The sequence below is a fragment of the Rhodovulum sp. P5 genome (genome assembly GCF_002079305.1).
In the GTDB taxonomy this organism is placed as follows: Bacteria; Pseudomonadota; Alphaproteobacteria; order Rhodobacterales; family Rhodobacteraceae; genus Rhodovulum.
In genome coordinates this window covers 22,714-44,310 of the sequence record NZ_CP015043.1, presented here as the reverse complement: position 1 = coordinate 44,310, position 21,597 = coordinate 22,714, and the positions used below count along the sequence as shown (strand labels likewise).

At 66.6% G+C, this 21,597-nt stretch carries 21 protein-coding genes; 10 read left to right on the top strand and 11 right to left on the bottom strand.

Translation table 11 applies throughout. The annotated features are described in order from the left end of the window. Window positions 1-108: 108 nt before the first annotated feature. From RGUI_RS20970 to rfbC, 4 genes are read right to left on the bottom strand one after another with little or no spacing between them, the layout of a single operon-like run. Window positions 109-1,242 (bottom strand): acyltransferase, encoded by a 1,134-nt coding sequence (locus tag RGUI_RS20970; RefSeq protein ID WP_172841236.1) that lies wholly within the window; start codon window positions 1,240-1,242, stop codon window positions 109-111. Between the two features lie 59 nt (window positions 1,243-1,301). Then, window positions 1,302-2,180, bottom strand: a complete 879-nt coding sequence (gene rfbD / locus RGUI_RS20965; protein ID WP_081536424.1) for a dTDP-4-dehydrorhamnose reductase — start codon at window positions 2,178-2,180, stop codon at window positions 1,302-1,304. Next, window positions 2,177-3,208 (bottom strand): NAD(P)-dependent oxidoreductase, encoded by a 1,032-nt coding sequence (locus RGUI_RS20960; protein ID WP_081536404.1) that lies wholly within the window; start codon window positions 3,206-3,208, stop codon window positions 2,177-2,179. The genes rfbD and RGUI_RS20960 overlap by 4 nt, the downstream gene beginning before the upstream one ends. Before the next feature lie 51 nt (window positions 3,209-3,259). Beyond that, a complete protein-coding gene (rfbC, locus tag RGUI_RS20955) occupies window positions 3,260-3,820 on the bottom strand; it encodes a dTDP-4-dehydrorhamnose 3,5-epimerase (RefSeq protein ID WP_081536423.1) in 561 nt (186 codons plus the stop codon). Window positions 3,821-4,029: 209 nt separating this feature from the next. Here rfbC and RGUI_RS20950 point away from each other — a divergent pair, with 209 nt between their 5' ends. From RGUI_RS20950 to RGUI_RS20930, 5 genes are all read left to right on the top strand, one after another. Beyond that, window positions 4,030-4,254, top strand: a complete 225-nt coding sequence (locus tag RGUI_RS20950; protein WP_081536403.1) for a transcriptional regulator/antitoxin MazE — start codon at window positions 4,030-4,032, stop codon at window positions 4,252-4,254. After that, a complete protein-coding gene (locus RGUI_RS20945; protein ID WP_081536402.1) occupies window positions 4,251-4,637 on the top strand; it encodes a type II toxin-antitoxin system death-on-curing family toxin in 387 nt (128 codons plus the stop codon). The genes RGUI_RS20950 and RGUI_RS20945 overlap by 4 nt, the downstream gene beginning before the upstream one ends. Before the next feature lie 91 nt (window positions 4,638-4,728). Continuing rightward, window positions 4,729-5,847 (top strand): NAD(P)/FAD-dependent oxidoreductase, encoded by a 1,119-nt coding sequence (locus tag RGUI_RS20940; protein WP_081536401.1) that lies wholly within the window; start codon window positions 4,729-4,731, stop codon window positions 5,845-5,847. Window positions 5,848-5,892: 45 nt separating this feature from the next. Next, window positions 5,893-6,183 carry a BrnT family toxin gene (locus RGUI_RS20935; RefSeq protein WP_081536400.1) on the top strand — a complete coding sequence of 97 codons (291 nt, stop codon included), beginning with the start codon at window positions 5,893-5,895 and terminating at the stop codon, window positions 6,181-6,183. Beyond that, entirely contained in the window at window positions 6,164-6,436 is a 273-nt protein-coding gene (locus RGUI_RS20930; RefSeq protein WP_081536399.1) for a CopG family antitoxin, read from the top strand. Before RGUI_RS20935 ends, RGUI_RS20930 begins: the two co-directional genes overlap by 20 nt. A 118-nt stretch (window positions 6,437-6,554) precedes the next feature. On the opposite strand, the gene RGUI_RS20925 is transcribed toward RGUI_RS20930, so the two are convergent. Further along, window positions 6,555-7,232, bottom strand: a complete 678-nt coding sequence (locus RGUI_RS20925; RefSeq protein ID WP_156883131.1) for a sugar transferase — start codon at window positions 7,230-7,232, stop codon at window positions 6,555-6,557. Between the two features lie 464 nt (window positions 7,233-7,696). Between RGUI_RS20925 and rfbA the strand changes: the two genes are divergently transcribed. Beyond that, window positions 7,697-8,578: a glucose-1-phosphate thymidylyltransferase RfbA gene (rfbA, locus tag RGUI_RS20920; protein WP_081536398.1), complete on the top strand. Its 882-nt coding sequence runs from the start codon at window positions 7,697-7,699 to the stop codon at window positions 8,576-8,578. 43 nt (window positions 8,579-8,621) lie between these two features. Here the strand turns inward: rfbA and RGUI_RS20915 are convergent, their stop codons facing one another. The 3 genes from RGUI_RS20915 to RGUI_RS20905 all read right to left on the bottom strand — a co-directional run bounded on the left by RGUI_RS20915 (window position 8,622) and on the right by RGUI_RS20905 (window position 12,197). Next, window positions 8,622-9,572, bottom strand: coding sequence for a glycosyltransferase family 2 protein (locus RGUI_RS20915; RefSeq protein WP_081536397.1), 951 nt, complete (start codon window positions 9,570-9,572; stop codon window positions 8,622-8,624). After that, on the bottom strand, window positions 9,569-10,639 hold the full coding sequence (locus RGUI_RS20910; protein WP_172841235.1) for a glycosyltransferase family 2 protein: 1,071 nt from the start codon (window positions 10,637-10,639) through the stop codon (window positions 9,569-9,571). The genes RGUI_RS20915 and RGUI_RS20910 overlap by 4 nt, the downstream gene beginning before the upstream one ends. Before the next feature lie 67 nt (window positions 10,640-10,706). Next, the gene (locus tag RGUI_RS20905) at window positions 10,707-12,197 is read right to left on the bottom strand and encodes a hypothetical protein (protein WP_156883130.1); all 1,491 of its coding nucleotides are present in this window, start codon (window positions 12,195-12,197) and stop codon (window positions 10,707-10,709) included. Window positions 12,198-12,434: 237 nt separating this feature from the next. Here RGUI_RS20905 and RGUI_RS20900 point away from each other — a divergent pair, with 237 nt between their 5' ends. The 3 genes from RGUI_RS20900 to RGUI_RS20890 are packed head-to-tail and all read left to right on the top strand — an operon-like array spanning window position 12,435 to window position 16,583. Then, the gene (locus tag RGUI_RS20900; protein ID WP_081536394.1) at window positions 12,435-12,698 is read left to right on the top strand and encodes a hypothetical protein; all 264 of its coding nucleotides are present in this window, start codon (window positions 12,435-12,437) and stop codon (window positions 12,696-12,698) included. Between the two features lies 1 nt (window position 12,699). After that, window positions 12,700-13,590 carry a hypothetical protein gene (locus tag RGUI_RS20895; RefSeq protein ID WP_081536393.1) on the top strand — a complete coding sequence of 297 codons (891 nt, stop codon included), beginning with the start codon at window positions 12,700-12,702 and terminating at the stop codon, window positions 13,588-13,590. Next, on the top strand, window positions 13,587-16,583 hold the full coding sequence (locus tag RGUI_RS20890; RefSeq protein ID WP_081536392.1) for a putative Ig domain-containing protein: 2,997 nt from the start codon (window positions 13,587-13,589) through the stop codon (window positions 16,581-16,583). The genes RGUI_RS20895 and RGUI_RS20890 overlap by 4 nt, the downstream gene beginning before the upstream one ends. A gap of 39 nt (window positions 16,584-16,622) precedes the next feature. On the opposite strand, the gene RGUI_RS20885 is transcribed toward RGUI_RS20890, so the two are convergent. The 3 genes from RGUI_RS20885 to RGUI_RS20875 form a co-directional block, all read right to left on the bottom strand. Beyond that, window positions 16,623-17,564 carry a glycosyltransferase family 2 protein gene (locus RGUI_RS20885; RefSeq protein WP_081536421.1) on the bottom strand — a complete coding sequence of 314 codons (942 nt, stop codon included), beginning with the start codon at window positions 17,562-17,564 and terminating at the stop codon, window positions 16,623-16,625. Window positions 17,565-17,645: 81 nt separating this feature from the next. Beyond that, a complete protein-coding gene (locus RGUI_RS20880; protein ID WP_081536391.1) occupies window positions 17,646-18,944 on the bottom strand; it encodes a glycosyltransferase family 4 protein in 1,299 nt (432 codons plus the stop codon). Next, window positions 18,941-19,702, bottom strand: a complete 762-nt coding sequence (locus RGUI_RS20875) for a bifunctional 2-polyprenyl-6-hydroxyphenol methylase/3-demethylubiquinol 3-O-methyltransferase UbiG (RefSeq protein ID WP_081536390.1) — start codon at window positions 19,700-19,702, stop codon at window positions 18,941-18,943. The genes RGUI_RS20880 and RGUI_RS20875 overlap by 4 nt, the downstream gene beginning before the upstream one ends. 270 nt (window positions 19,703-19,972) lie before the next feature. Between RGUI_RS20875 and xrtD the strand changes: the two genes are divergently transcribed. Further along, entirely contained in the window at window positions 19,973-21,577 is a 1,605-nt protein-coding gene (gene xrtD, locus RGUI_RS20870; RefSeq protein ID WP_081536420.1) for a VPLPA-CTERM-specific exosortase XrtD, read from the top strand. The last annotated feature ends 20 nt before the right edge of the window (window positions 21,578-21,597 follow it).

The window sequence follows — 21,597 nt, the reverse complement described above, 5'->3', positions numbered from 1 at the left end:
AAAAGGCCCGGCGGCCAAGTCAAGCTGGCCCAATCCCCCTGATTAACAATAAATGTAATTTATATCAATATGTTAATTGAATTCCGCGCGCCCGGGGCAGGGGTGGTCTCAGCGCCGTTCCATCCACCGGCGCAGGGCCCGGCCGACCGGCCGTTCGAACCGGACATGCACGACCCAGGCCAGCCCGAGGGCCGCAAGCACATAGACCGGCAGCGTCAGCGGGTGGGTTGCGAAGGCGCGGCTGCCCCCGAAGAACAGGTCGGCCGCGGTCAGCACGATCATCTGCATCGGCACATGCACCAGATAGATGCTGTAGCTGGTATCGCCCAGCATGCGGAACACCGCCGGCACCCGGGGGAACAGCCGGTCGAGCATCGCGGTGACCAGCACGATCGCGGCGCAGATCCCGATCAGCGCGACATCGTCCCGCCCCGCCATCAGGGCCAGCATGGACAGGCCTGCCAGCCCCGCAAGGGTGACGCCGTCCCAGGCGCGGCGGGTTTCGGCAAGGCCGTGCAGGAAATAAAGGGTCGTCCCGGTGAAAAACAGCGTGGCGCACAGGAAGATGTCGGTCAGGCGCAGCGGCGGCAGGGACAGCCCGGACGCGTATATGCCGAAACAGGCCGCCGTCAGGGCCGCGGCAAAGCCCGCGCCCCCGCGCCGCAAGAGCCCCAGCGACAGGAAGAACAGCCCATAGGACAGCAGTTCCAGCGACACCGACCAGATCGGGCCGTTGAAGCTGAGCCCCGGGGTCAGGTAGGTCCAGTGGCTGGCCATCCCCAGATTCATGAGGAAATGCGGCAGGTCGTTATTGGCGTAGATCTGCCAGTGGCCGAGCCTGTTCAGGCTGAACATCTGCACCCCGGCCACCAGCAGAAGCGTGGCCAGGTGCAGCGGGTAAAGCCGGGCAAGGCGCGCGGCGGCAAAGTTTCGGGCGGTGGTCGGCCGGGGCAGATAGACATGGGCGAAGACGAAGCCAGAGATCACCCAGAAGAGTTCCACCGCGTAATGGCCGTGGCGGTAGAGCGGGTCGAACAGCGCCGCCCACGGAAAGCTGGAGGTTTCGGGCAGGCCGGGCCGGGCCAGGGCGTCGGCCAGGTAGAAATGGTGATAGTGGAACACCACCACCGCCAGCGCCGCGATGCCCCGGACCGCGTCGATCCAGACGTAATGCCCGTGGGGGGACAGGCGCAGGCGGGGGCTGTGGATGTCGTGGCCCATCGGGCGCCGTGTCCCTTCCATGGGGCGATCAGCGGGGCCAAAAGTTTCGCATGCGAAACTTTTCCGCCCCGGCCGCGGTCTCAGCCGATATGCCCCTTGGCCTTCAGATACCGTTCCAGCGCGTCCTGCCAGGGCGGCATGGCCATGATCTCGCGCGCGCATTTGCCGTTGTCCAGCGCGCTGTAGGCGGGCCTGTGGGCGCGGGCGGGAAACTCGGCACTGGTGCAGGGGGTGACGGTGGCCTCCACCCCGGCGGCGCGGATGATCTCGCAGGCGAAGTCGTACCAGCTTGCCGCGCCGGTGCCCGCCACGTGATAGGTGCCCGAAGGCGCGCCCCTGGTCAGCAGCGCAAGGATCGCGTCTGCGATGTCGGCGGTGGCGGTCGGCGTCATGATCTGGTCGGACACCACCTTCAGCGCGCCGCGCTCGCGGCCCACGCGGATCATGGTTTCCACGAAATTGCCGCCCTTGCCCGAGGCCCCCGCCACCCCGAAAAGCGACGAGACCCGCAGGATCGCGTGATCGGGGCAGGCCAGCCGGATCAGCGTCTCGCCCATCGCTTTGGACGCGCCGTAGACATTGACCGGTGCGGTGGGGGCGTCCTCGGTCAGCAATTCCGTGCGCCCGGTATCGCCGCCGAAGACGTAATCGGTGCTGACATGGATGAACCGCGCGCCCCTGGCGGCGCAGGCCTTCGCCATCTCCTCCACCCCGTGGGCGTTGACGGCAAAGGCGAGGGCGGCGTTGTCCTCCACCTCGTCGGTCTTGTGATAGCTGGTGCAGTTGACCAGCACGTCGAACGCGATGCCGTTCAGCGCCGGGCCGATGGCCGCCAGGTCCGAGACGTCAAGCCGCTCACGCTCCAGCGGGATCAGCTGGAACGGCTCTCCCGCGGCGGCATGGGCGGTCTGGATGTCAGACCCGAGCTGCCCGTTCGGGCCCAGCAGCAGAACCTTCATAGCGCAAGCATCTTTCCGTCAAGCTCCGTGGCATGGACGATCTGCTGCCAGCGGACCAGTTCCTTGTACCATTCAAGGGTGATGGTCTTCGTGGTCTTGTCGGTGGTCCCGGCCTCAAGGGCTGCACAGATCTCGTCCACCCCGTCCTCGGCGGTTTTCGAGGCTTTCCAGCCAAGCGCCTCGATCTTGTCGAAGGCCACGCGATAGCTGCGATGGTCGGGGTCGCCGTACCATTCGATTTCCACATCGCGGGGCACGCGGTTGGCGACGATTTCGCCGAGCGGCCCAAGCTGGTAGGTGTTCGCCGCCGACCCGACATTGAAGAGTTCGCCATTCACCTTGTCGGCGGGCGCGGTCAGCATGAATTTCTGCGCGCTGGCGGTGTCGGCCACATGCACCATCGGGCGCCACTGGCTGCCGTCGCGCATCAGCGGCAGCTTGCCGGTCTTCCACGCGCCATAGGTCATGCCGTTGATCGCCAGGTCGAACCGCATCCGCGGGGACAGGCCATAGACCGTGGACTGGCGCAGCACGGTCACGCAGAACGTGTCATCGGCCAGGGGCAGCACGCCATGCTCTGCCATCTCGTTGGCGCGGGCATAGGTGGTCAGCGGGTTGGTCGGGCAGGTCTCGTCGGAAATGACGCCTTCTTCCTGGAAACCGTAGATCGAGCAGGACGAGGGCAGGATATAGCGCTTGGCGCCCGCCGCCTTGGCCAGCTTCGCGCAGGCGATGCGGCTGTCGCGGTTGATCGCCATGGTGGCGTCCTGGAACAGCTCGCCCGAGGGATCGTTGGAGATCGCCACGAGGTCGATCACCGCGTCGATCCCGGCCAGGTGTTCGGGGGCCAGGCGGCGGGTGTCTTCCACCACGATTTCCAGGTTGTCATCTTCGGGCAGCAATTCGCGGCCGAAGAAGAACCGGTCGAGCGCGCGGACCTTGTAGCCATCGGCCAGCAGCATCGGGATGAGAACGGTGCCGATATAGCCGCCGCCCCCGGTCACGAGGACATGATTGATCTCGGTCATGGCGACCTCCTTGATAGGGATGTGACCCCCCGGCCGCCCGGCCGGTCGGGCTTATGCGAAGGGGGAGGTGATATCGGCGAGCTTGGGCTGCACGCGGTCCTTGTCGGACACTTCGAAGTCGATGCCTTTCAGCGGCCAGTCGATGCCAAGGGCGGGGTCGTCCCACAGGATCCCGTGGTCGTTGTCGGGCGCGTAGTAATTCGACACCTTGTAGACGACCTCGGTGTCCGGCTCCAGCGTCATGAAGCCGTGGGCAAAGCCGATGGGCACGAGGATCTGGGTCCAGTCCTCGGCGGTCAGCGTGGCGGCGACATGCTGCCCGTAGGTGGGCGAGCCCTTGCGCAGATCGACCGCGACATCGAAGATCGCGCCTTTCAGCACCCGCACCAGTTTGTCCTGGGCGAAGGGCGGGCTTTGGTAATGCAACCCCCGCACGGTGCCGACGGTGCCCGACAGGGAGTGATTGTCCTGCACGAAGTCGATCTCGATCCCGGCCGCGGCGAAGCTGCGCTTGTTGTAGACCTCGGAAAAGAAGCCGCGGCTGTCCCCGAATTTTCGCGGGGTGATGAGCTTCACTTCCGGAATGGCGAGCGATACGATGTCTGGCTGCATGAAACGCATTTCTCCCGAAAAACTGCGGCGCTGATACTTCCGGAACATGGCGTTTTCAAGTCGGCCGTGCCCGGCAGGGGAGTTTTGGGGCGAAACGGTTTCCCGTTCCGGCGGAATGTTGCGTCCGGGGTCGTTTTGTTCACGGGGTGCTTGGGGGGCGGGACGGTCGGGGCTATATCTGTATGTGAAAAAGGATACGGAAGGGCCCCATGTTCGAAACCAGGATCCGCAAGGTCGGGGACTCCGCCGTCGTGACGCTGAGCACGGAAATGCTGGCCGTCCTCGATGCCAAGGAAGGCGACACGGTTTTCGTCCTGCGCGGCGATGACGGCAGCCTGAAGATCACGGCCCATGACCCGTCGGTGACCGCCGCGCTGGCCGCCGCCGACATCGTCATGGAGGAGAACCGCGATCTGCTTCAGGCCCTTGCGTGACCGCCCCGGTCTGGGTGCCGCTGCCTGCGATCATCATCATTCACGATCGGCAGATCGCGCGCCACGGGGGCGCGACCGGATTGCGCGACCGGGCACTTCTGGAGGCGGGCTGTGCACGGGCGCTGAACCGTGCCGCCTATGAGGCGGCAGGCTTGCCAGAGATCGCAGCGGCCTATGCGTTCGGCATCTCCCGGGCCCATGCCTTCATCGACGGCAACAAGCGCACGGGGTTCGTGACCGGGGTCACGTTCCTTCGCCTGAACGGGTTTGCCTTTCGGCCCGCGCCGGAAGAGGGGGTGCGGATGATGGAAGATCTGGCGGCAGGGGATTTGAGCGAGGCGGCGTTCGCAGAATGGCTGAGCGCGGGGCTGACACCGATCTGAGGGGGCTGCCGCGGTTTTCCTGCCCGCCTTGCCTTTGCCCGGGGCCTCTTCTAGAACCCCGGGACCACAACCAGAGCGGCAGCGGCCCGGGATGTTCGACTTCGACGCGATCGTGATCGGTGCAGGCGCCGTGGGGCTGGCCTGCGGGGCGGCCCTGGCCGGGCAGGGGCAGACCGTGCTGGTGCTGGAGGCGGAGGGCCTGATCGGCTCGGGCACGTCCTCGCGCAACAGCGAGGTGATCCATGCGGGGTTGTATTACCCCACCGGCAGCCTGAAGCACGAGATGTGCGTGCGCGGGCGGCGGATGCTCTACCCGTTCCTGCAGGAAACCGGCGTGCCCTTCCGCAAATGCGGCAAGATCGTCGTGGCGACCAATGCGGACGAGATCCCGAAGATCGAGGCCATCGCCGCCCGGGCCGCGGCCAACGGGGTGGAAAACCTGCGCCTGATCGACCGCGCGGAGGTCGAGGCGCTGGAGCCGCAGGTCGTGGCCGAGGCCGCGCTTTTGTCGCCCGAAACGGGCATTCTCGACAGCCATGCCTATATGCTGGCGCTGGTCGCGCGGATCGAGGCCGCGGGCGGCCATGTCGCGCTGCGCGCCCCGCTGGTCCGGGCAGAGGTCGAGGGGCAGGGGCTCCGCGTCTGGACCGGCGGGCCCGACCCCGCCGAGGTGACGGCACGCCGGCTGGTCAATGCCGCGGGTCTTTATGCGGCCGAGGTGGCGGGCCGGATCGGCGGGCTGGCCGCGGGGTCGATCCCGCGGATGCGGTTCGCGCGGGGATGCTATTTCACGCTGGCCGGGGCGCGGCCGTTTACGCATCTTGTCTACCCGGCGCCGGTCGATGGCGGGCTGGGGGTGCATGCCACGATCGACATGGGCGGGCAGGTGAAATTCGGCCCCGATGTCGAATGGCTGGCCGCGGGGCTGGCGCCGGGGGATCTGTCCTATGACGTGGACCCGGCCCGGGGCGCGGGGTTCTATGCCGCGGTGCGCCGCTACTGGCCGGGCTTGCCCGATGGCGCGCTCAGCCCCGACTATTCCGGCATCCGCCCCAAGCTGTCGGGCCCCGGCGAACCGGCCGCCGATTTCGCGATCCAGACCGAAGAGGTTCACGGCCTGCCCGGCGTGGTGAACTTGTACGGCATCGAAAGCCCGGGGCTGACCGCATCGCTTGCCCTCGGCGCGGCGGTGGCGGAGGCGTTGGGGTAGGGCCGGGCATCCTTGATTTTGTCCGTACAAATGTTATACTGACCTATGACATCGATTGCGTTCGAAGGGTTTGACTGGGACGAAGGCAACTGGCCGAAATGCGGAAAGCACGGCATGACACAGGCAGAGGTCGAGCAGGTCTTCCTGAACGTCCCCGCCGTTCACGACCAGCCAACCCATTCGGACACGGAGCAACGTTTCAAGGCCATCGGACGGACAGATGAAGGGCGATATGCATTTGTCGCCTTCACCTTCCGAAACAGGCGCATCCGCCCCGTAAGTGCGCGCTACATGCACCGAAAGGAGGTCGAAAGCTATGAACGACAAACCCGGTAAGTCCCCCCTGCCTGTCCTGACGACAGACGCAGAGGCCGAGCGTTTCACGGATGAGGCCGACCTGTCCGACTACGACCTGTCCGGTTTCGCCCCGGCCCGCTTCGATCTTGCGAAAAAGGACGCACGTCTGGAAATGCGGATCTCGCAGGCCGAGCTGGACGCGTTGAAAGCGGAAGCCAAGCGCAGGGGTATCCCGCATTCGCGCCTTGCCCGCCACATGATCGAGCAGGGCCTGCGGCAGTTGACGTCCTGAGGCCGGGTGCCTTGCCGGGGCGGGGTGCGGCGGGGGCCCCATCGCATGCAGAAAGCCCCGGGCCGGGCGGCCGGGGCTTTTGTCGTTCGGGGGTGGGCCGGGCCCGCCGGGGGGCGCGTTACCGGGCGCCGAAGCCGGTCATCACCACGGCGACGGTGCGCCAGATGACATGCAGTTCCATCGCGATGCCGGGGCGGGTCACGTAGAACCGGTCATAGCGGGCCTTGCGGCGGATCGAATGGGCGCAGTCGGCATAGCCGCCGCAGACCTGGGCCAGCCCCGTGATCCCCGGGCGCACGCCGAAGCGGCTGTGGTAATGGGGGACGGTCTGGATATAGGCCGTGGCATGGGACCAGGCATCGGGGCGGGGGCCCACGACGCTCATCTCGCCACGCAGCACGTTGAAGAAATTCGGCAGCTCGTCGATGCGGAATTTCCGCAGGAAGGCGCCCAGCGGCGTGATCCGGTCCACCTCCAGCGGCGCGGCGTGATGGCGAACGGCCTCGGGCGCGGGCAGCATGGTGCGGAACTTCCACATCGTGAAGCGGCGCCCGCCCATCCCCATGCGTTCCTGCCGGTAAAACAGCGGGCCGGGGTTGAGGATCGGGTTCAGCACCAGAAGGATCAGCGCGGTCGACAGGATCAGCGGCAGCGCGGCCAGCGCCATGCCCTTGTCGATGGCGAACTTGAACAGGCGGAAGGCCAGCGGCTGCCGGGCGGCCGGCTCCGATAGCGGCAGCGCCTCGGGAAAACGTGTAACGATGGCATCAAACTGGGAAATGTTGCCGGAAATCATGGTTTAGAACCCCCGAAAATATATCGTTACAATTCGACGATGTCCGAAATACCGGGATCGCCGTTGCCCCAACCCTGCCTTAATTTCTAGGGTCTTTGTCCGCTTCTTGCCAGAAGAAAGGCGTATTCTCGCTGCTTTGCGGCACGGTCCGGGACAGTGGCGGCGAAACCGGCGCTCTGTTTCCGCTTCCCTTCGAAAATCTGCCCAGAATTTGCCGCATTGACGGGCCGACCCCTTGCGGGGCTGTCGAAATCCTGCCTCAAAGTCCGATTCGAAACGCCGCCCGCCCCCGCGCACCGGGCCGGCCGCCGCCTGTCGCGCGCTATGGCTGTCCTGCCGCGCTGGTCGCGCTTCGGAAAGCATGCTGCCATTCCGGACTTGATTGTCGCGCGACCCTGCGGAACACCGGCCCCGAACAGGCCCGGACGGCGGAACCGGGGCGATCAGGAACAAGGACGGACGACATGAGCGAACGCAAGGGCATCATCCTGGCCGGGGGCTCGGGCACCCGGCTTTACCCGATCACCATGGGCGTCTCGAAACAGCTTTTGCCGGTCTATGACAAGCCGATGATCTATTACCCGCTCAGCACGCTGATGCTGGCCGGTATCCGCGAGATCGCGATCATCACCACCCCCCAGGACCAGGCGCAGTTCAAGCGCCTGCTGGGGGACGGGGCGAAATGGGGCCTGTCCTTCACCTGGATCGAGCAGCCCTCGCCCGACGGGCTGGCGCAGGCCTATCTGCTGGCCGAGGACTTCCTGGACGGCTGCCCCTCGGCGATGGTGCTGGGCGACAACATCTTCTTCGGCCACGGCCTGCCCGAGATCCTGCTGGATGCCGACCGGCAGGAAACCGGCGGCACGGTCTTCGGCTATCAGGTCACCGACCCCGAACGCTATGGCGTGATCACCTTCGACGACACCGGCACGAAGGCGGTCGAGATCATCGAAAAGCCCGAGCGCCCGGCCTCGGACTACGCGGTCACCGGGCTCTACTTCCTGGACGGCACCGCGCCGGCGCGGGCCCGGGCGCTGACCCCCTCGGCCCGGGGCGAGCTTGAGATCGCCGATCTGTTGCAGGGTTATCTGACCGATGGCGCGCTGACGGTGGAGCGGATGGGCCGCGGCTATGCGTGGCTGGACACCGGCACCCATGCAAGCCTTCTGGACGCGGGCAATTTCGTGCGCACCCTGCAGGAACGGCAGGGGCTACAGATCAGTGCGCCCGAGGAGATCGCCTATCGCAAGGGCTGGATCGACCGCGACGCGCTGCTGGAACATGCGGCCTTTTTCAAGAAGACCCGGTACGGCAAGTTCCTCGCCCGGCTGGCCGAAACGGGCTGAGGGCGCGGCGCGGGGGCTGGGGCCGGGGCGCCCTCAACCCGCCCTACTTGTATTCGATCAGCGCGATGGGGCCGCCGGTCAGCCGCCGGCGCCAGTAACTCAGCACGCCCTGTCCCTCGGGCAGCTTGGCCAGGGTCAGGAATACCGCGCGCAGCCCGCTTTCGCCCTTGAGCCGCAGCCGCAGCATCTGCGCGGGCCAGGCCAGCAGAAGGACCAACGCCCAGGGCGTGATCGCCAGCCCCAGAAGGGTCAGCAGCGGCAGCCCCACGCCCCAGGCCAGCGCCCGGCGGGTTTCGCGGACCTTGTGGCGTTCGGGCGGGGCCCCGTGCAGGGCGGCGCCTTCGGCAAAGGCGTGGCCGGCCCGGCGCGCGCGGGTCCACCACTGGGAAAAGCGGGTCATGGCGGCGTCATGCAGGGTCATCTCGGCATCGAGGCGCCAGATCGTCCAGCCCGCCTGCCGCAACCGCACGCAAAGCTCGGGCTCTTCCCCGGCGATCAGCGCGGGGTTGAAGCCGCCCACCGCCTGCAACGCATCGACCCGCATCAGCGCATCGCCGCCGCAGGCGCGGGCTTCGCCCACCGGCGTGTCCCATTCGGTGTCGATCAGGCGGTTGTAGATCGAGGCCGCGGGGAAGCGTTCGCGGCGCCGGCCGCAGACCGCGGCGACCTGCGGATGGTCGGCCAGAAAGGCCGCGGCGGTGGCGATCCAGCCCGGCTGCACCTCGCAATCGCCATCGACGAACTGCACCAGATCGGGCGCCGGGCCGGTTTCGGTCAGCCGGGCCAGCCCGGCATTGCGCGCCCGCGCGGCGGTAAAGGGCCGGTCCATGTCGAGATCGACCACCTCGGCCCCGGCGGCGCGGGCGGCCGCGGCGCTGCCATCGGTGGAGCCGCTGTCGACATAGACGACACGGTCCGCCTGTCCGGCGACCGAGGCCAGACAGCGCACCAGCCGCTCGCCCTCGTTGCGGCCGATGAGAACGGCGCCGATCATCCGGCGTCCTTTTGCAGGCGGACGGTGCCGGCCGGATGCCCGCCCCCGTCGGCGGGGGCCGGGTCGGGCAGGCCGGAGGTGCTGGCCGTCGTGCCGAACAGGATCGTCCAGGCCGATACGGTCGCGAAATCCCAGAACGCCCAGATCGCGCCCGAGGGCGGCAGCCGGCGCAGGCGCCGCTGGATCTGGTTGAGAACCGTGCCGGTCAGCGTCGCGGCCAGGATCGCAAGCGCCCCGGCCCGGCCGTGATGCCGGCGGAAATACCATCCCCAGGAGCGGTACCAGTAGGCCGGGCGGCGCTTGCGGAAGGATTCACCGCTGCGCACCCCGGTGGCCGCGCCCTCGGCATGGTGCACGCGCGCCCGCGGGACATAGAGAGAGGTCCAGCCCGCGTCCCGCGCCCGCTGCATCAGGTCGACCTCGTCGTAATAGAGGAAGAAGGCGGGATCGAAGAAATCGATCTGCTTCAGCACGTCCAGCCGGGCCATGACGGCGGCGCCCACCAGCCAGTCGACCTGTCCCTCGGGATGGTCGGGGGGCAGCGGCACCCGCCAGCGCGCAAACAGTTTTGCAACCGGCCCGAAAGCGAGGTGATGGGAAAATTCCGACAGGAGGCTGGGGAAGCGGAAGGCGGCGGTGGCCGCGCCGCTGTCGGGCCGTTCCACGGCCGCCCCGGCAAACCCGGCCTGGGGGTTGGCCTCCAGCGTGTCGGCCAGGATCGCGATCGCCTCGTTGTCGAGACGGGCATCGGGGTTGAGCAGGAAGACATGGCGGGGCGGGACCGGCTGCGCCGCAAGCCGCCGGAACACCAGGTTGTTGCCGCGCCCGAAGCCGTGATTGACGGTCTCGGGGTAGAAATGCACCCGGCCGGCCCAGCCGGGGCGGGTCATCGCGGCCGCAAGCCGGGCGCCGTCCCCGTTCGGAGAGGCATTGTCGACAAGATGGACATCGACGCGCCGGCCGCCATGGCTGCGCGTGAGGACGCTTTCGACAGCCGCGATGGTCAGCTCGGCCGTGCCGTAATTGACGACGACGACCGAGATATCGATGGCAGGATCGGAGGACACGGGAAGGCGACTCCTTCGGGAAGAGATCGGCGGAACGGGCCGCAAGGGGAGGGGTTACGGCACGCCCTTAGGGGATGATTTCGGCACGGGAATGGCGGACGGGCCGCTTTTTGCCGGTCGGGGTCTTGCCGGTCGGGGCCGGATCGGGCGGGTCGGCCGAGATGGCCGCCTGGTCGGGTTCGGGCAGGCCGCCGCGGCGCCGGCGCCGGAACTGGCGGCTGTAGGGCGAGGACGGCTGGGGCGGGGTGTCGGCCGGCGATGTCTCCTCCGCGGTGACCGTCCCGAGGGCCAGCCGGCCCCAAAGCGCGCCGGCCATCATCCAGGTCAGCACGGTGATACTGGAATTGGGGATCAGGTCGATCAGGTTGGCCACCAGGATCATCGCAAGGATCGCCGTTTCGGGCGCCAGGTTGAACCGGCGGTGCCGAAACGCCATCAGGATGACCGGCAGGGTCAGAAGACCGAAAGTGCCAAGATAGCCGGTCCAGCCCGTGCGCCCCATGACAACGATCCAGGTGCCATCGGAAATCGTTTCCGATTGCCCGGACTCTCCGTAGATGAACTGCCGCCCCCAGCCGCCCCAGCCGAAAAGCGCGCGCTCATCCGCCTTTGCCAGAAGCATGTCCTCGTTCCTGACCCGGAAGGCCAGCGACCGGGACCGGTCCGGCGCGACGGTTTCCACCGTTTCGATGATCTGCTCGGTGGGGACCACGTCGACCGCGCGCAGCATCGGGTAGAGCAGCACGACCGCGCTGAAGAAGGCGGCCACCAGGAACTGCCCGCGCAGGCCCAGGAACAGGATCGGCGGCACCAGAAGCAGGGTGATGAGCACCGCCCCGAAGGACTTGGTCAGCACCAGCGTGATCAGCAGCCAGATCATCGCCAGCAGGTAACGCCGCCGGTGCGTTTCGGGCCCGAAGCGGGCCAACCCCGCCGCGGCCAGCGTGGACAGCGAAAAGAAGGTCGACAGCCACAGCCCGTGCTTGAGGAAGACCACCGGCCGGAAGCCGTTTTCCCGCACATGCTGGATCCATTCATGGGGGAAATACCCGTATATCCACATGTTCAGCTGGGGCGACATCCGCACCTCGAACAGGGCGGGCAGGGAATAGACCAGGCCGGCGATGACAAGGACGTTCAGAAACAGGCGGTGAAGATCCGTCGCGGCCAGGAACCGGTGCGCGAAGAAGAACGGCAACAGCATCATCAGCGCGATGAGAACATCGGAAAAGGCATCGTATGATTCGATGCCCGGCAGCACGCGCCCGCCCGAGATGACGGTATCGCCGTTGGTCAACGCGGTCAGGAACGCCCCGGCCACCAGGAAGACAAGCAACAGCAGCGGAATGGGGGCCGTCGGCAGGAAGCCCAGTTTTTCCCGGCTCGGCTTGCTCAGCAGGATCGCCAGCGCCATGAGGGCCGGAACGGTGTCCTTGTTGACCGGCGGCAGAAGCGGCAGGTTGAGAACGACGATGTTCGGCGGCAAGAGCAGGAAGCCGCCCACAAGCGAGATCAGCAAGGCAAGCGGGACACTTAACTGGCGGAAAAGTACCAGCATGACCAGTGGCCAGGACAGCAGGGCAAACAGTACCACGTCGGTTTCGCGCTCCGGATCTGTTCCTTTTTCGCGGCTCCCGCCACCGGTTGCCCGGGCCGCTTCGGGATGTCAATCCCGGGAGGGGCGGGCCGTCGGCGAGGGGGGCCGAGACGATCGTTCGGTAGTATAGGGCAACGTAAATCAAGCCGATCACAATATTTGGTCAACACGCGCCCTTCCCCCAGCAGGAGTTTTCCCATGCCCGACGAATTCGCCCGGTTCAATGTCAGCCTGACCTCCCCCCTGGTGAACGGGTTCGCCGTCACCCCCGACGACAGCGTCGATCTGCAGGAAGTGACCCGGGCGCTTTATGTCGGCACCGGCGGGGATGTCGCCGTGGAACTGGCGGGGGGCGCAAGCCTGGTCCTGAAGGACATGCAGGGGGGCTCTCTCTACCCGATCCGGGTGAACAGGGTTCTGGCCACCAACACGACCGCCGCGGAACTTGTGGGACTGGTTTGACATGATCGGTCCGATGGTCGCCAACGTGCCGAACACACATTCCCGGTTGCAGGAAGTTCTGGCCGCGCTTTCGATCACCTCGCTCGGCGGAGAGGTCGAAATCACCGCCGTGTCCGGGGAAGCCGTCGAGATCACGCTGACGGGCACCCAGTATTACGACGGGACCTATATCGTGGATGTGGCCCTTCTGGAGGCCGGCCCGGTCGCGCTTGTGCCCCCTGTCATCGTGGAGTCCGCCACGCCGGGAACACTGACATCGGTTGCCGGTCTCTGGGCCCGGTCCGGCCCCGCGCCGACCCTTGCGCGGCAATGGTTGCGCGACGGGGTCGAGATCGACGGGGCCACCGACGAGAGCTTCGTCACCGGCACCGAGGATGCGGGAAAGAGCCTGCAATTGCGGGAAACGGTCACGGATTCGAACGGGTCGGCCGAAGCGGTGTCCAACGCGCTTCTGGGCCCGGTGCCGGCCCTGATCGACATGACCGTGAAACCGGCCCTGATCTATCCCGGTTTCTGGCAGGACAACGGGACCATCGCGGGGGGCCGCGAATTCGAGACCGTCCAGGCCGTGTCCTATCGTCTGGCATGGCTGACCGAGACGCTTGGCGATGCGTCCCAGGCGAAAAGCTATCGGCTGGTCGGCACGATCCAGGTGTCGGCCGCCATGGGGGCCAACAGCCAGCTGGCGATCCGCAACAACATGGAACTTGGCGCCGGGAACTTTCTCAAGCTGGACCTTGCAGGGGCCGGTCCCGGAGAGATCGCCATCGACGAAACCTTCACGGTCGACGATGGCAGTGCGGCGGCACGCTATCTCGTCCTGTATCCGAATTTCAGCGCCGCGGGCGAAATCCTGCAGGTCTATGATTTCACGCTGGAGGAGCTTTCATGATCAAGATCCGGCTTCTGTCATCGGGAATGGCAGGCTCCAGCGTGACCGTACAGGCGGTGCAGGGGCCACGCAGCACCGATCCGCTGACCGTCGGCTTCTGGGGGCAACGGGTGCCGGCGATCGCGGCGGCCTGGGCCGCCGCACCCTATCGTCACGGCCATACCATCGCGGCCGCCGATATCGTCACTTCCGGCGATCCGGGGTTTCCCGAGGTGACGCTGGAAGCGGGTCTTGTGGTGGACGGTGCGGCCGTCACCCTGCCCTATACCGTGTCCGATGGCGAGGTCATCGCGGGCGTCGCGATGGGCACCCATGTCAGCGGCGACGTGGCGGAAACGACCGAAACGATCACGGTGACCTATACGCCGCCGGTGGCCGCCGGCGCCCTGCCGGATCTGCTCCTGACCGCCGAGACGCCCGTGACGGGGCTGGATCTTTCGGCCGATTTCACCGGGGAGGGCCTGTCCTTCGAACTGGCCCCGTCCTCTGCCGCGCTTCCGGCGGGCCTGACGCTGAGTGCCGCGGGCCTTCTGGAGGGGACGCCGGCGGCCGCCGCGACCGGGCAGAACATCATCCTGCGCGCAAGGAATAGCGGCGGAGAGGCCGATAGCGGGTTCACCGTGGACGTGCAGGAGTCCCTGCGCTCGGTCACGGTTCCCACGGTCCGGATCGCCATGCGCCGCTCTGCGCTGCGCACCGCGCCGGAACGGATCTTCTTCCAGGCGACGGTGGGCGGGTTCGACACCCAGCCCGCGGGGCAGGGCGAGGTCTATGACCCCCACTGGCACGACCTGATCTATGTCTGGGATTTCGGCGATGCGGGGGCGACCTTTACCGCGCCCGAGAACCTGCTTGACGACCACCGGGACGCGAACACCGCTTTCGGCCCCTATGTCGCCCATGTCTATGAGACGCCCGGCAGCTATACCGTGACCTGCAAGGTCTATGAGCCCGCCACCGGCAAATATGCCGAGACCCGGTACAGGATCGGCGAGGACGACAACGACCTGGCCGGCGACGGGGCCCCGGTGCGCGATCCGGAGGCGGTCTTCACCCTGCCCAATCACGCCACGCTGCCGACCGAGACCTGGTATATCGATGACACCTTGCCCGAGGACTACTGGGTGCACCGGGACGACCTGGCAACGGCGCAGGCCGCGCCGGGGGTGGGCGACGGTTGGTACCGCGTCCTCAACACGCTGCTGACGGCCAAGAACAGGCTGCCGGCGAACCGCGACAAGCATGCCCTGCGGATCATGCTGCCGCGCGACACGGTGCATGAGCTTGCAACCATGCAGCTTGTCGAAGCCTACCCCCACCTGCATCTTGTGGCGGGCCCCGGCAACGGGGCCGACCCGGTCATCGTCCACACCAATGCCCTGACCGGGCGGATGTTCGAACTGGGCAGTTTCGGCTCGCAGGACGGATCGGTGCTGCAGCGGGAATTCGCGCTTTACGGCATCGAATTGCGCGGGCCCTGGGACAGCACGACCGAGACCTTCAGCAGCGTCGGCGAAGAATACAAGTCGCCCGCGATCTCGACCGGGTACGGCTATACCGATACGGTGCTCGTCTCGAACTGCACGATCTCCGGTTTCGAGATGTGTTTCATGTGGCAGTGCTCCACCGCGCTCTACCCGTCGCAGGATCCGCCCTACGAGGCGCGGCAGGTCGGCGGCTGGTGCATCCACAACACCGTTGCCACGAACTGGCGCGACTATGTCATCTTCACCGATGGCGCCCGGGACTTCGCCTTTCTGGGCTGCCGGCTGGCCGACAGTCCCGACGCCCTGAGCGGCGGCGTGAAACATGGCTACAACGCCCCGACGAAAACCGGCGAGCTGGCATTCGACACCTATGAAGGGTACCACAACCAGCATTTCGTCCGGTTCAAGGCCTGCCGGGATGTCGTCATCGATGCCTGCGACATGTTCACGAACCGGGGCTGGTCGGGGCTGACCGATCCCGAATACCGGGCGATGCAGCCGGTTCTGCGCTGGAACCAGGATGGCCTGATCGGGGCGCGCGGCAACATCACCCGCTGCAGCATGGAGGGCGGCGGCGGCCTGGTGTCGGCGGGGGCGACGAACCACACCGCCGCGGGGTTCAAGAACAACGTCTCTCCGCAGAACGTGCTGTTCCATCACAACGTGATGGTCGGGTCCTGGCATTCGGCCAAGTTCTTCACGCTCGGGACGGGCGGGTTCACCATTCGCAACAACCTGGCCGTCTTCCCGGAAATCGCCGACCGGACAATTCTTCCCGCCGTCGCGTTCGTTCTGCTCGATGCCGATTATCTGGACAAGGAGGGCGCCAAGCTTCTGCCGGTCAAGGTCTACCACAACACCATCGTCAACCGCACGCCATACGGAGAGCCCGGCGCGGCCCCCGTCGCGGTGCATTACGACCCCGCGGCCTTTCCGCAGGTTGAGCAGGCCTACAACCTCCTGCTCAACCCCGATGCCGCGGGAAAATACCTCGACGATTTCGACACCGCCACGCTTCTGTGGACGCCCAGATACCAGGGGCCGAACTACCGGCACCGGATGGCCGAACATGTCCTGACCGCCGATGTCTCGCCGGGCGGCACGGTGGCGATCGACTATCCGCCGAATGTCACGCAGGCCATGGTGAACGGGGCGGGGTATCACCTGTTCACCTATGACAGCAACGCCGAATACGGGAACACGACCCATGCCTCGGTGACGGATTTCGGGGCAAGCCAGATCACGGTGCAGAACGACAACACCGCAGAGATCTGGCAGGCGGGGCATGTGCTGCGGGTCTATGTCGATATCGGCGGCAACCTTCTGCCCCCCGACAGCACCTGGGCGACCCCGGCGGATACGGTGGCGCTCTACGCGCCGACCCTCAGCGCAACCGATATCCTCGGGCAGGTCGTGGATATCGAGGACCACAAGGTCATCGACGACCTGACCGGCAAGGAGCGCCCGGCCTATCTGTCCCTGGGCGCGCTGGAAGTGCCCGACTGAGGGGGCGCCGGGACCGGCCCGCCTTTCGCGCGGCCGGTCTCAGCCCGCCGGGGACCAGGCGGGGGCGCGCTCGGCCTCGATCGCGGCGACGGCGCGGGTCTTGCCCTGCACCAGCGCGCGGCGCTGATAGGCACGGATGAACGCCGTAAGCTCGGGGTCGTCATGGCGGGCCGCCCCGCGCAGCATCGCCCCGAAATAGCCCTGCAGGATGGCCAGCCCGCCCAGCACATAGGGCCGCTGGCGCGACTTGTTGATCGCCGAGGCGATCAGGAACAGCGGATCGGTGCCCATGTAATATTGCCCGAAGCCGTGGCGCCGGCGCCCGGTGAAGATGCTTTTCTGGCTCGACCCCATGGGCCGCAGATGTTCGAAGCGCAATTCGGGGTCGTCCCAGCTGACCGGGGTCCAGCCCTTCATCCGCGCGGTGTGGCAGTCGATGGCATCCCACATCACCTCGTGCACGAACCCGCCGATCTGGCGGAAACAGGCGACCGAGAAGAACTTGGTCATGCCCAGCGAGAATTCGTTCGAGATCTCTTCGCTGACAAGCCTGCCGTCCTCGACGCGCATATAGGCCTTGCCCGAACAGGTGCCGATCCGGGGATTGGCCTCCATCCGGTCCATCAGGATCTCGAAATAGCGCGGCGGCAGATCCAGATCGAGGTCGAGCTTGCAGAGATAGGCATAGTCGTCCAGCGACACGGTTTCGAGCCCGGCATAGAACGCCTCGATCACGCCGGGGCCGACGGCCCGGTGGCCGCGGTCGGGTTTCTGCACGACGGAAATCCAGTCATGCCGGGCGGCATATTCGGCCAGGATGTCGGGCGTGGCGTCGGTGGAACCGTCATCGACGATCACCCATTTCGCGGGGCGTTCGGTCTGGGCGACCATGCTGTCAAGGGTGCGGCGCATGTACTGCGCCTCGTTCCGGCAGGGCGAGACGACGACATAGGCGCGCGGGGCGGGGGCGGACTGGGTCATGGCGCGGTTCTGCATGAGCACATCCCTTCTGACAAGCGGCACGGCCGGGCATGATTAAAAATCCCCCTGGCCCCCGCGGGGTCAGAAGAAACGCGGCGGCGGGGCCGGGCGCCCCGACAGCACCCAGTCATAGACCTTGCACACCTGTTCGGCCTTGCGGGCCCATGTGAAATGCGACGCGATCCGGGCGCGGGCGGCCGCGGCCATCGCGGGCAGGGCGGTGCGGTCGCGGGCCAGCGCCTCCAGCCGGTCGCGGAACCGCGAGACGGTCTCGGCCCGCGTGGCGATGGGGATCCGGATCCCGGTGTCGTCGGTCACCAGTTCGCCGGGCCCGGCATAGTCGGCCACGACCGGGACCACCCCCAGTGCCATCGCTTCCAGCACCACGCCGCCGCCGAATTCGCGGATCGAGGGAAACACCAGAAGGTGCGATTGCACGGCGACCTTCTGCACCTCGGTATGGGGCAGGTTGCCGTGGAAGGTGACGGCGCCGTCCAGCCCGTTGTCGCGGACCATGTCTTCCAGGCCTTGGCGCAGGGGGCCGTCGCCGATGATGTCGAGCGTCATGTGCCCCGCGGCCAGAAGCGGCAAGGCGGCCTCCAGCGCCATGTCGGGGCCCTTGTAGGGGACCAGCCGGCCGATGAAACAGCCCCGCAGCGGGCCGTCCGGCCGCTGTTCGGCCACAAGGTTGAACCGTTCCGGCGCGATCGCGTTCTCGGGGATATAGACGATGCGGTCGCGGCAGGCGCGGGGATATTCGCCGGCGGTGTGGTGCGAGCCCGCGATGATCGCCGCCGCCGCGCGCAGCATCCGCCGCCGCCCCGGCAGCATCTTGTAGATGCCCCGCACATAGGACAGCCATTCCCGCTCTCGCCGGCGTTCGGCATCGAACCCGGCCGGCCAGGGCACGCCGCCATTGATCGGCCCCATCACGAAGGGCACGCCGGCCGCGGCGCATTTCGCGGCCACCGGCGAGACCGAGGTCGGCCCCAGCGGCGTCACCCGGTGCACGATGTCATAGCGCCCCGCCCCGATATCGGGGCCGAACCGGCGCCACAGCAGATGTTCGAAATAGAAATAGGACAGGCTGGCCATCGCGGTGTTGATCGTCCAGCCCGTGCCCGTGCCCCCGCGCAGCAGCTTGGCCAGGCGCCAGAACGGGCGGGCGACCGCGTCGCTGTCGATCGCGGTGAAATCCTGCCCCTCGACCAGGCCTGCGCGCAGGAACGCATCGCGGTTGCGGATTTGCGTGACGATATGCACATCGGCCACCTGCCGCAGGGCCGCGGCCAGCGACCAGCCGACAAGCGGCACGCTGACCCATTCGGGATTGGCCGCTTCGGCGATGACCAGAACCCGCGGGCGGGGTGTTTCGGTCACGCGCCGTCTCCGGCGGGGCGGCGCAGCACCATGACCATGCTGTTGCGCAGGCGCGGGATTCGCGACAGCGGCTTGACCACCATCCAGGCGATCCGGGCGGGCAGGGTCGCGCCCTTGAACCCGTCCTCGTAATACTCTGCCAGTTCGACCTCGAACCCGGCATGCCCGGCCTGCCACAGCATCTGCTTCATCGTGTATTCATGCTGGTGGCCAAGCGCCATTCCCGGTTCGGGATAGCGGTAGATGCCGAGGATTTCCTTGCCCGCCATCATGTAGAGGATGTTGCGGATCCGGTGCCCGTTGGGCGTGGTCAGAAACAGCCGCCCGCCGGGGGCGATCAGCTTGGCGATCCGCTGCAGCACCAGATAGGGCGGCTGGGGGATATGCTCGATCACCTCGGTCAGGATGACAAGGTCAAGCCCCGTCACCGGCGGCGCCCCGTCCGAGAACAGGTCGAAGATGACGAAGCCCAGGCCAAGCTCCTCGACATCGGCGCGGGCCCGTTCGTTGACATCGCCCACCATCGCATCGAAGCCAAGCAGGCGCGCGGCCAGAACCGCCATGATCCCGCCCCCGATATCGAGCACCTTGCTGCCGGGCGGCAGCCCCAGCGCGTCGATCCGGCGGAACGCTTCCCAGAAGCGGGGCTTGCAGGCTTTGTAGTAGGACAGGTCCTCGACAAAGGTCCGCCCCTGGATGCTTTCGGCATAGACCCGGCTGAATTCCTTGTACGAAACAGAGGTCGTCGACTGGGGCATATGAAAAACCGAAAGTTGTGCGAGGAATCGAATTTCACCGCTACAAAGCCGGGAAAGCCGGAACAGGTCAAGCCGTGATCGCCGCCGGCCGGGACTGCCCGCCGCGGCTGAAACGAAGGCCGTTTTCAGGGCGGTTTGTTTCCGGCGGCCCGCCGGAAATACCCTGAAATGTAAAATTTAGGTCAGCAATCGCCCTACCGGATAGCTCTTTCACGGCCGATCTGGCATAGCTGCGGGACTGGTATGAATCGTATTTTCCAGGAAGATTTCATGGCTATCAGCATCCCGGGATCCTCGCAGCGTTCACAATCGGGACTGGCTCTCAACTGGGGACTGGTCTGGCTTCTCGTGGCCATTGCGGGGGCGGGGATCTTCTTCTGGGAAGGCATCGCGGCGATGCTGCATGCCTGGCAGCGCCCCGAATACAGCCACGGCCCCCTGATCCCGGTGCTGTCGGGGCTGATGTTCCTGCGCGAGCTGAAACAGTACCCGCCGCAGCCGGGGCCGAAATCGGACCGCTGGCCGGGGATGACCCTGATCGTCTTTGCCCTGCTTCTGGGCACGCTGGGGGCGTTCAGCGGCATTCCCGATTTCGTCGCCTATGGCCTGATCCTGTGGGTGGGCGGCATCCTGCTGATCAGCTTCGGCTGGCAGACCGGGCGGAATTTCTGGCCGCCGGTGCTGCATCTGGTCTACATGCTGCCGCTGCCGGGGACGATCTATTACAAGGTCTCCACCCATCTGCAGTTCTTCTCCTCCGAACTGGGGGTGTGGTTCCTGAAGCTTCTGTCGGTGCCGGTCTTCCTGGAAGGCAACATCATCGATCTGGGCGTGACCAAGATGCATGTGGCCGAGGCCTGTTCGGGGCTGCGCTACATGTTCCCGATCCTCAGCTTCTCCTACATCTTCGCGGTGCTCTATCAGGGGCCGAAATGGCACAAGGCGATCCTCTTGGTCTCGGCAGTGCCGATCGCGATCTTCATGAACTCGGTCCGGATCGCGCTGGCGGGCATCATCGTGCAGGTCTACGGGCTCGACTGGCTGGAAGGCTTCTCCCACTTCTTCGAGGGCTGGGTGATCTTCCTGTGCTCCATCATCATCCTGTTCGGGATGGCGCGGCTGATGCTGTTCCTGCATCCCAGCAAGATGTCCCTGGCCGAGGCGCTGGATCTCGACTCCCACGGGCTGGCCCCGCAATTCATGCGGCTGCGCCATGTCCGCCCGTCGGCGGCGCTGATCACCGCCGCGCTGGTCGTGCTGATGGCCGCAGGCTCGCTCAAGGTGCTGCCCGACCGCGGCAGCGTCGTGCCCGAGCGGGAAAGCTTTGTCCTGTTCCCGCGGCAACTGGGCGACTGGCACCAGTCCGGGCCGCGCCGGATCCTGTCCCCCAATATCGAGGAAGGCCTGGGGGCGGACGACTATCACGATGTCACGCTGGTCCGCAGCGGCGCCCCGACCCCGGTCAGCCTGTTCATGGCCTGGTACGAGGACCAGAGCCATGGCGGCGTGCACTCCCCCGAGGTCTGCCTGCCCGGGGCGGGCTGGGAAATCGCCTGGCTGGAACGCACCGACGTCGCCGAGGCGCTTGGCAGCGACACCCCCTTCAACATCAACCGCGCGATCATCCAGAAGGGTGAGGTGCGCATGATGGCCTATTACTGGTTCCAGCAGAAGGACCGCCGCATCGCGCTCGACTACGCCGCCAAGTTCTGGCTGATGATCGACGGGGTAAGAACCGGGCGGACCGACGGGGCCCTGATCCGGCTGACCACGCTGATCGGCCGCGGCGAAGACAATGACACCGCCGAGGCCCGCCTGATGGAGGTGCTGCGCGCCCTGAACGAACCCCTGCCGAGGTTCATCCCCGACGAGTAACGGCGCCGACGCGCAAGCGG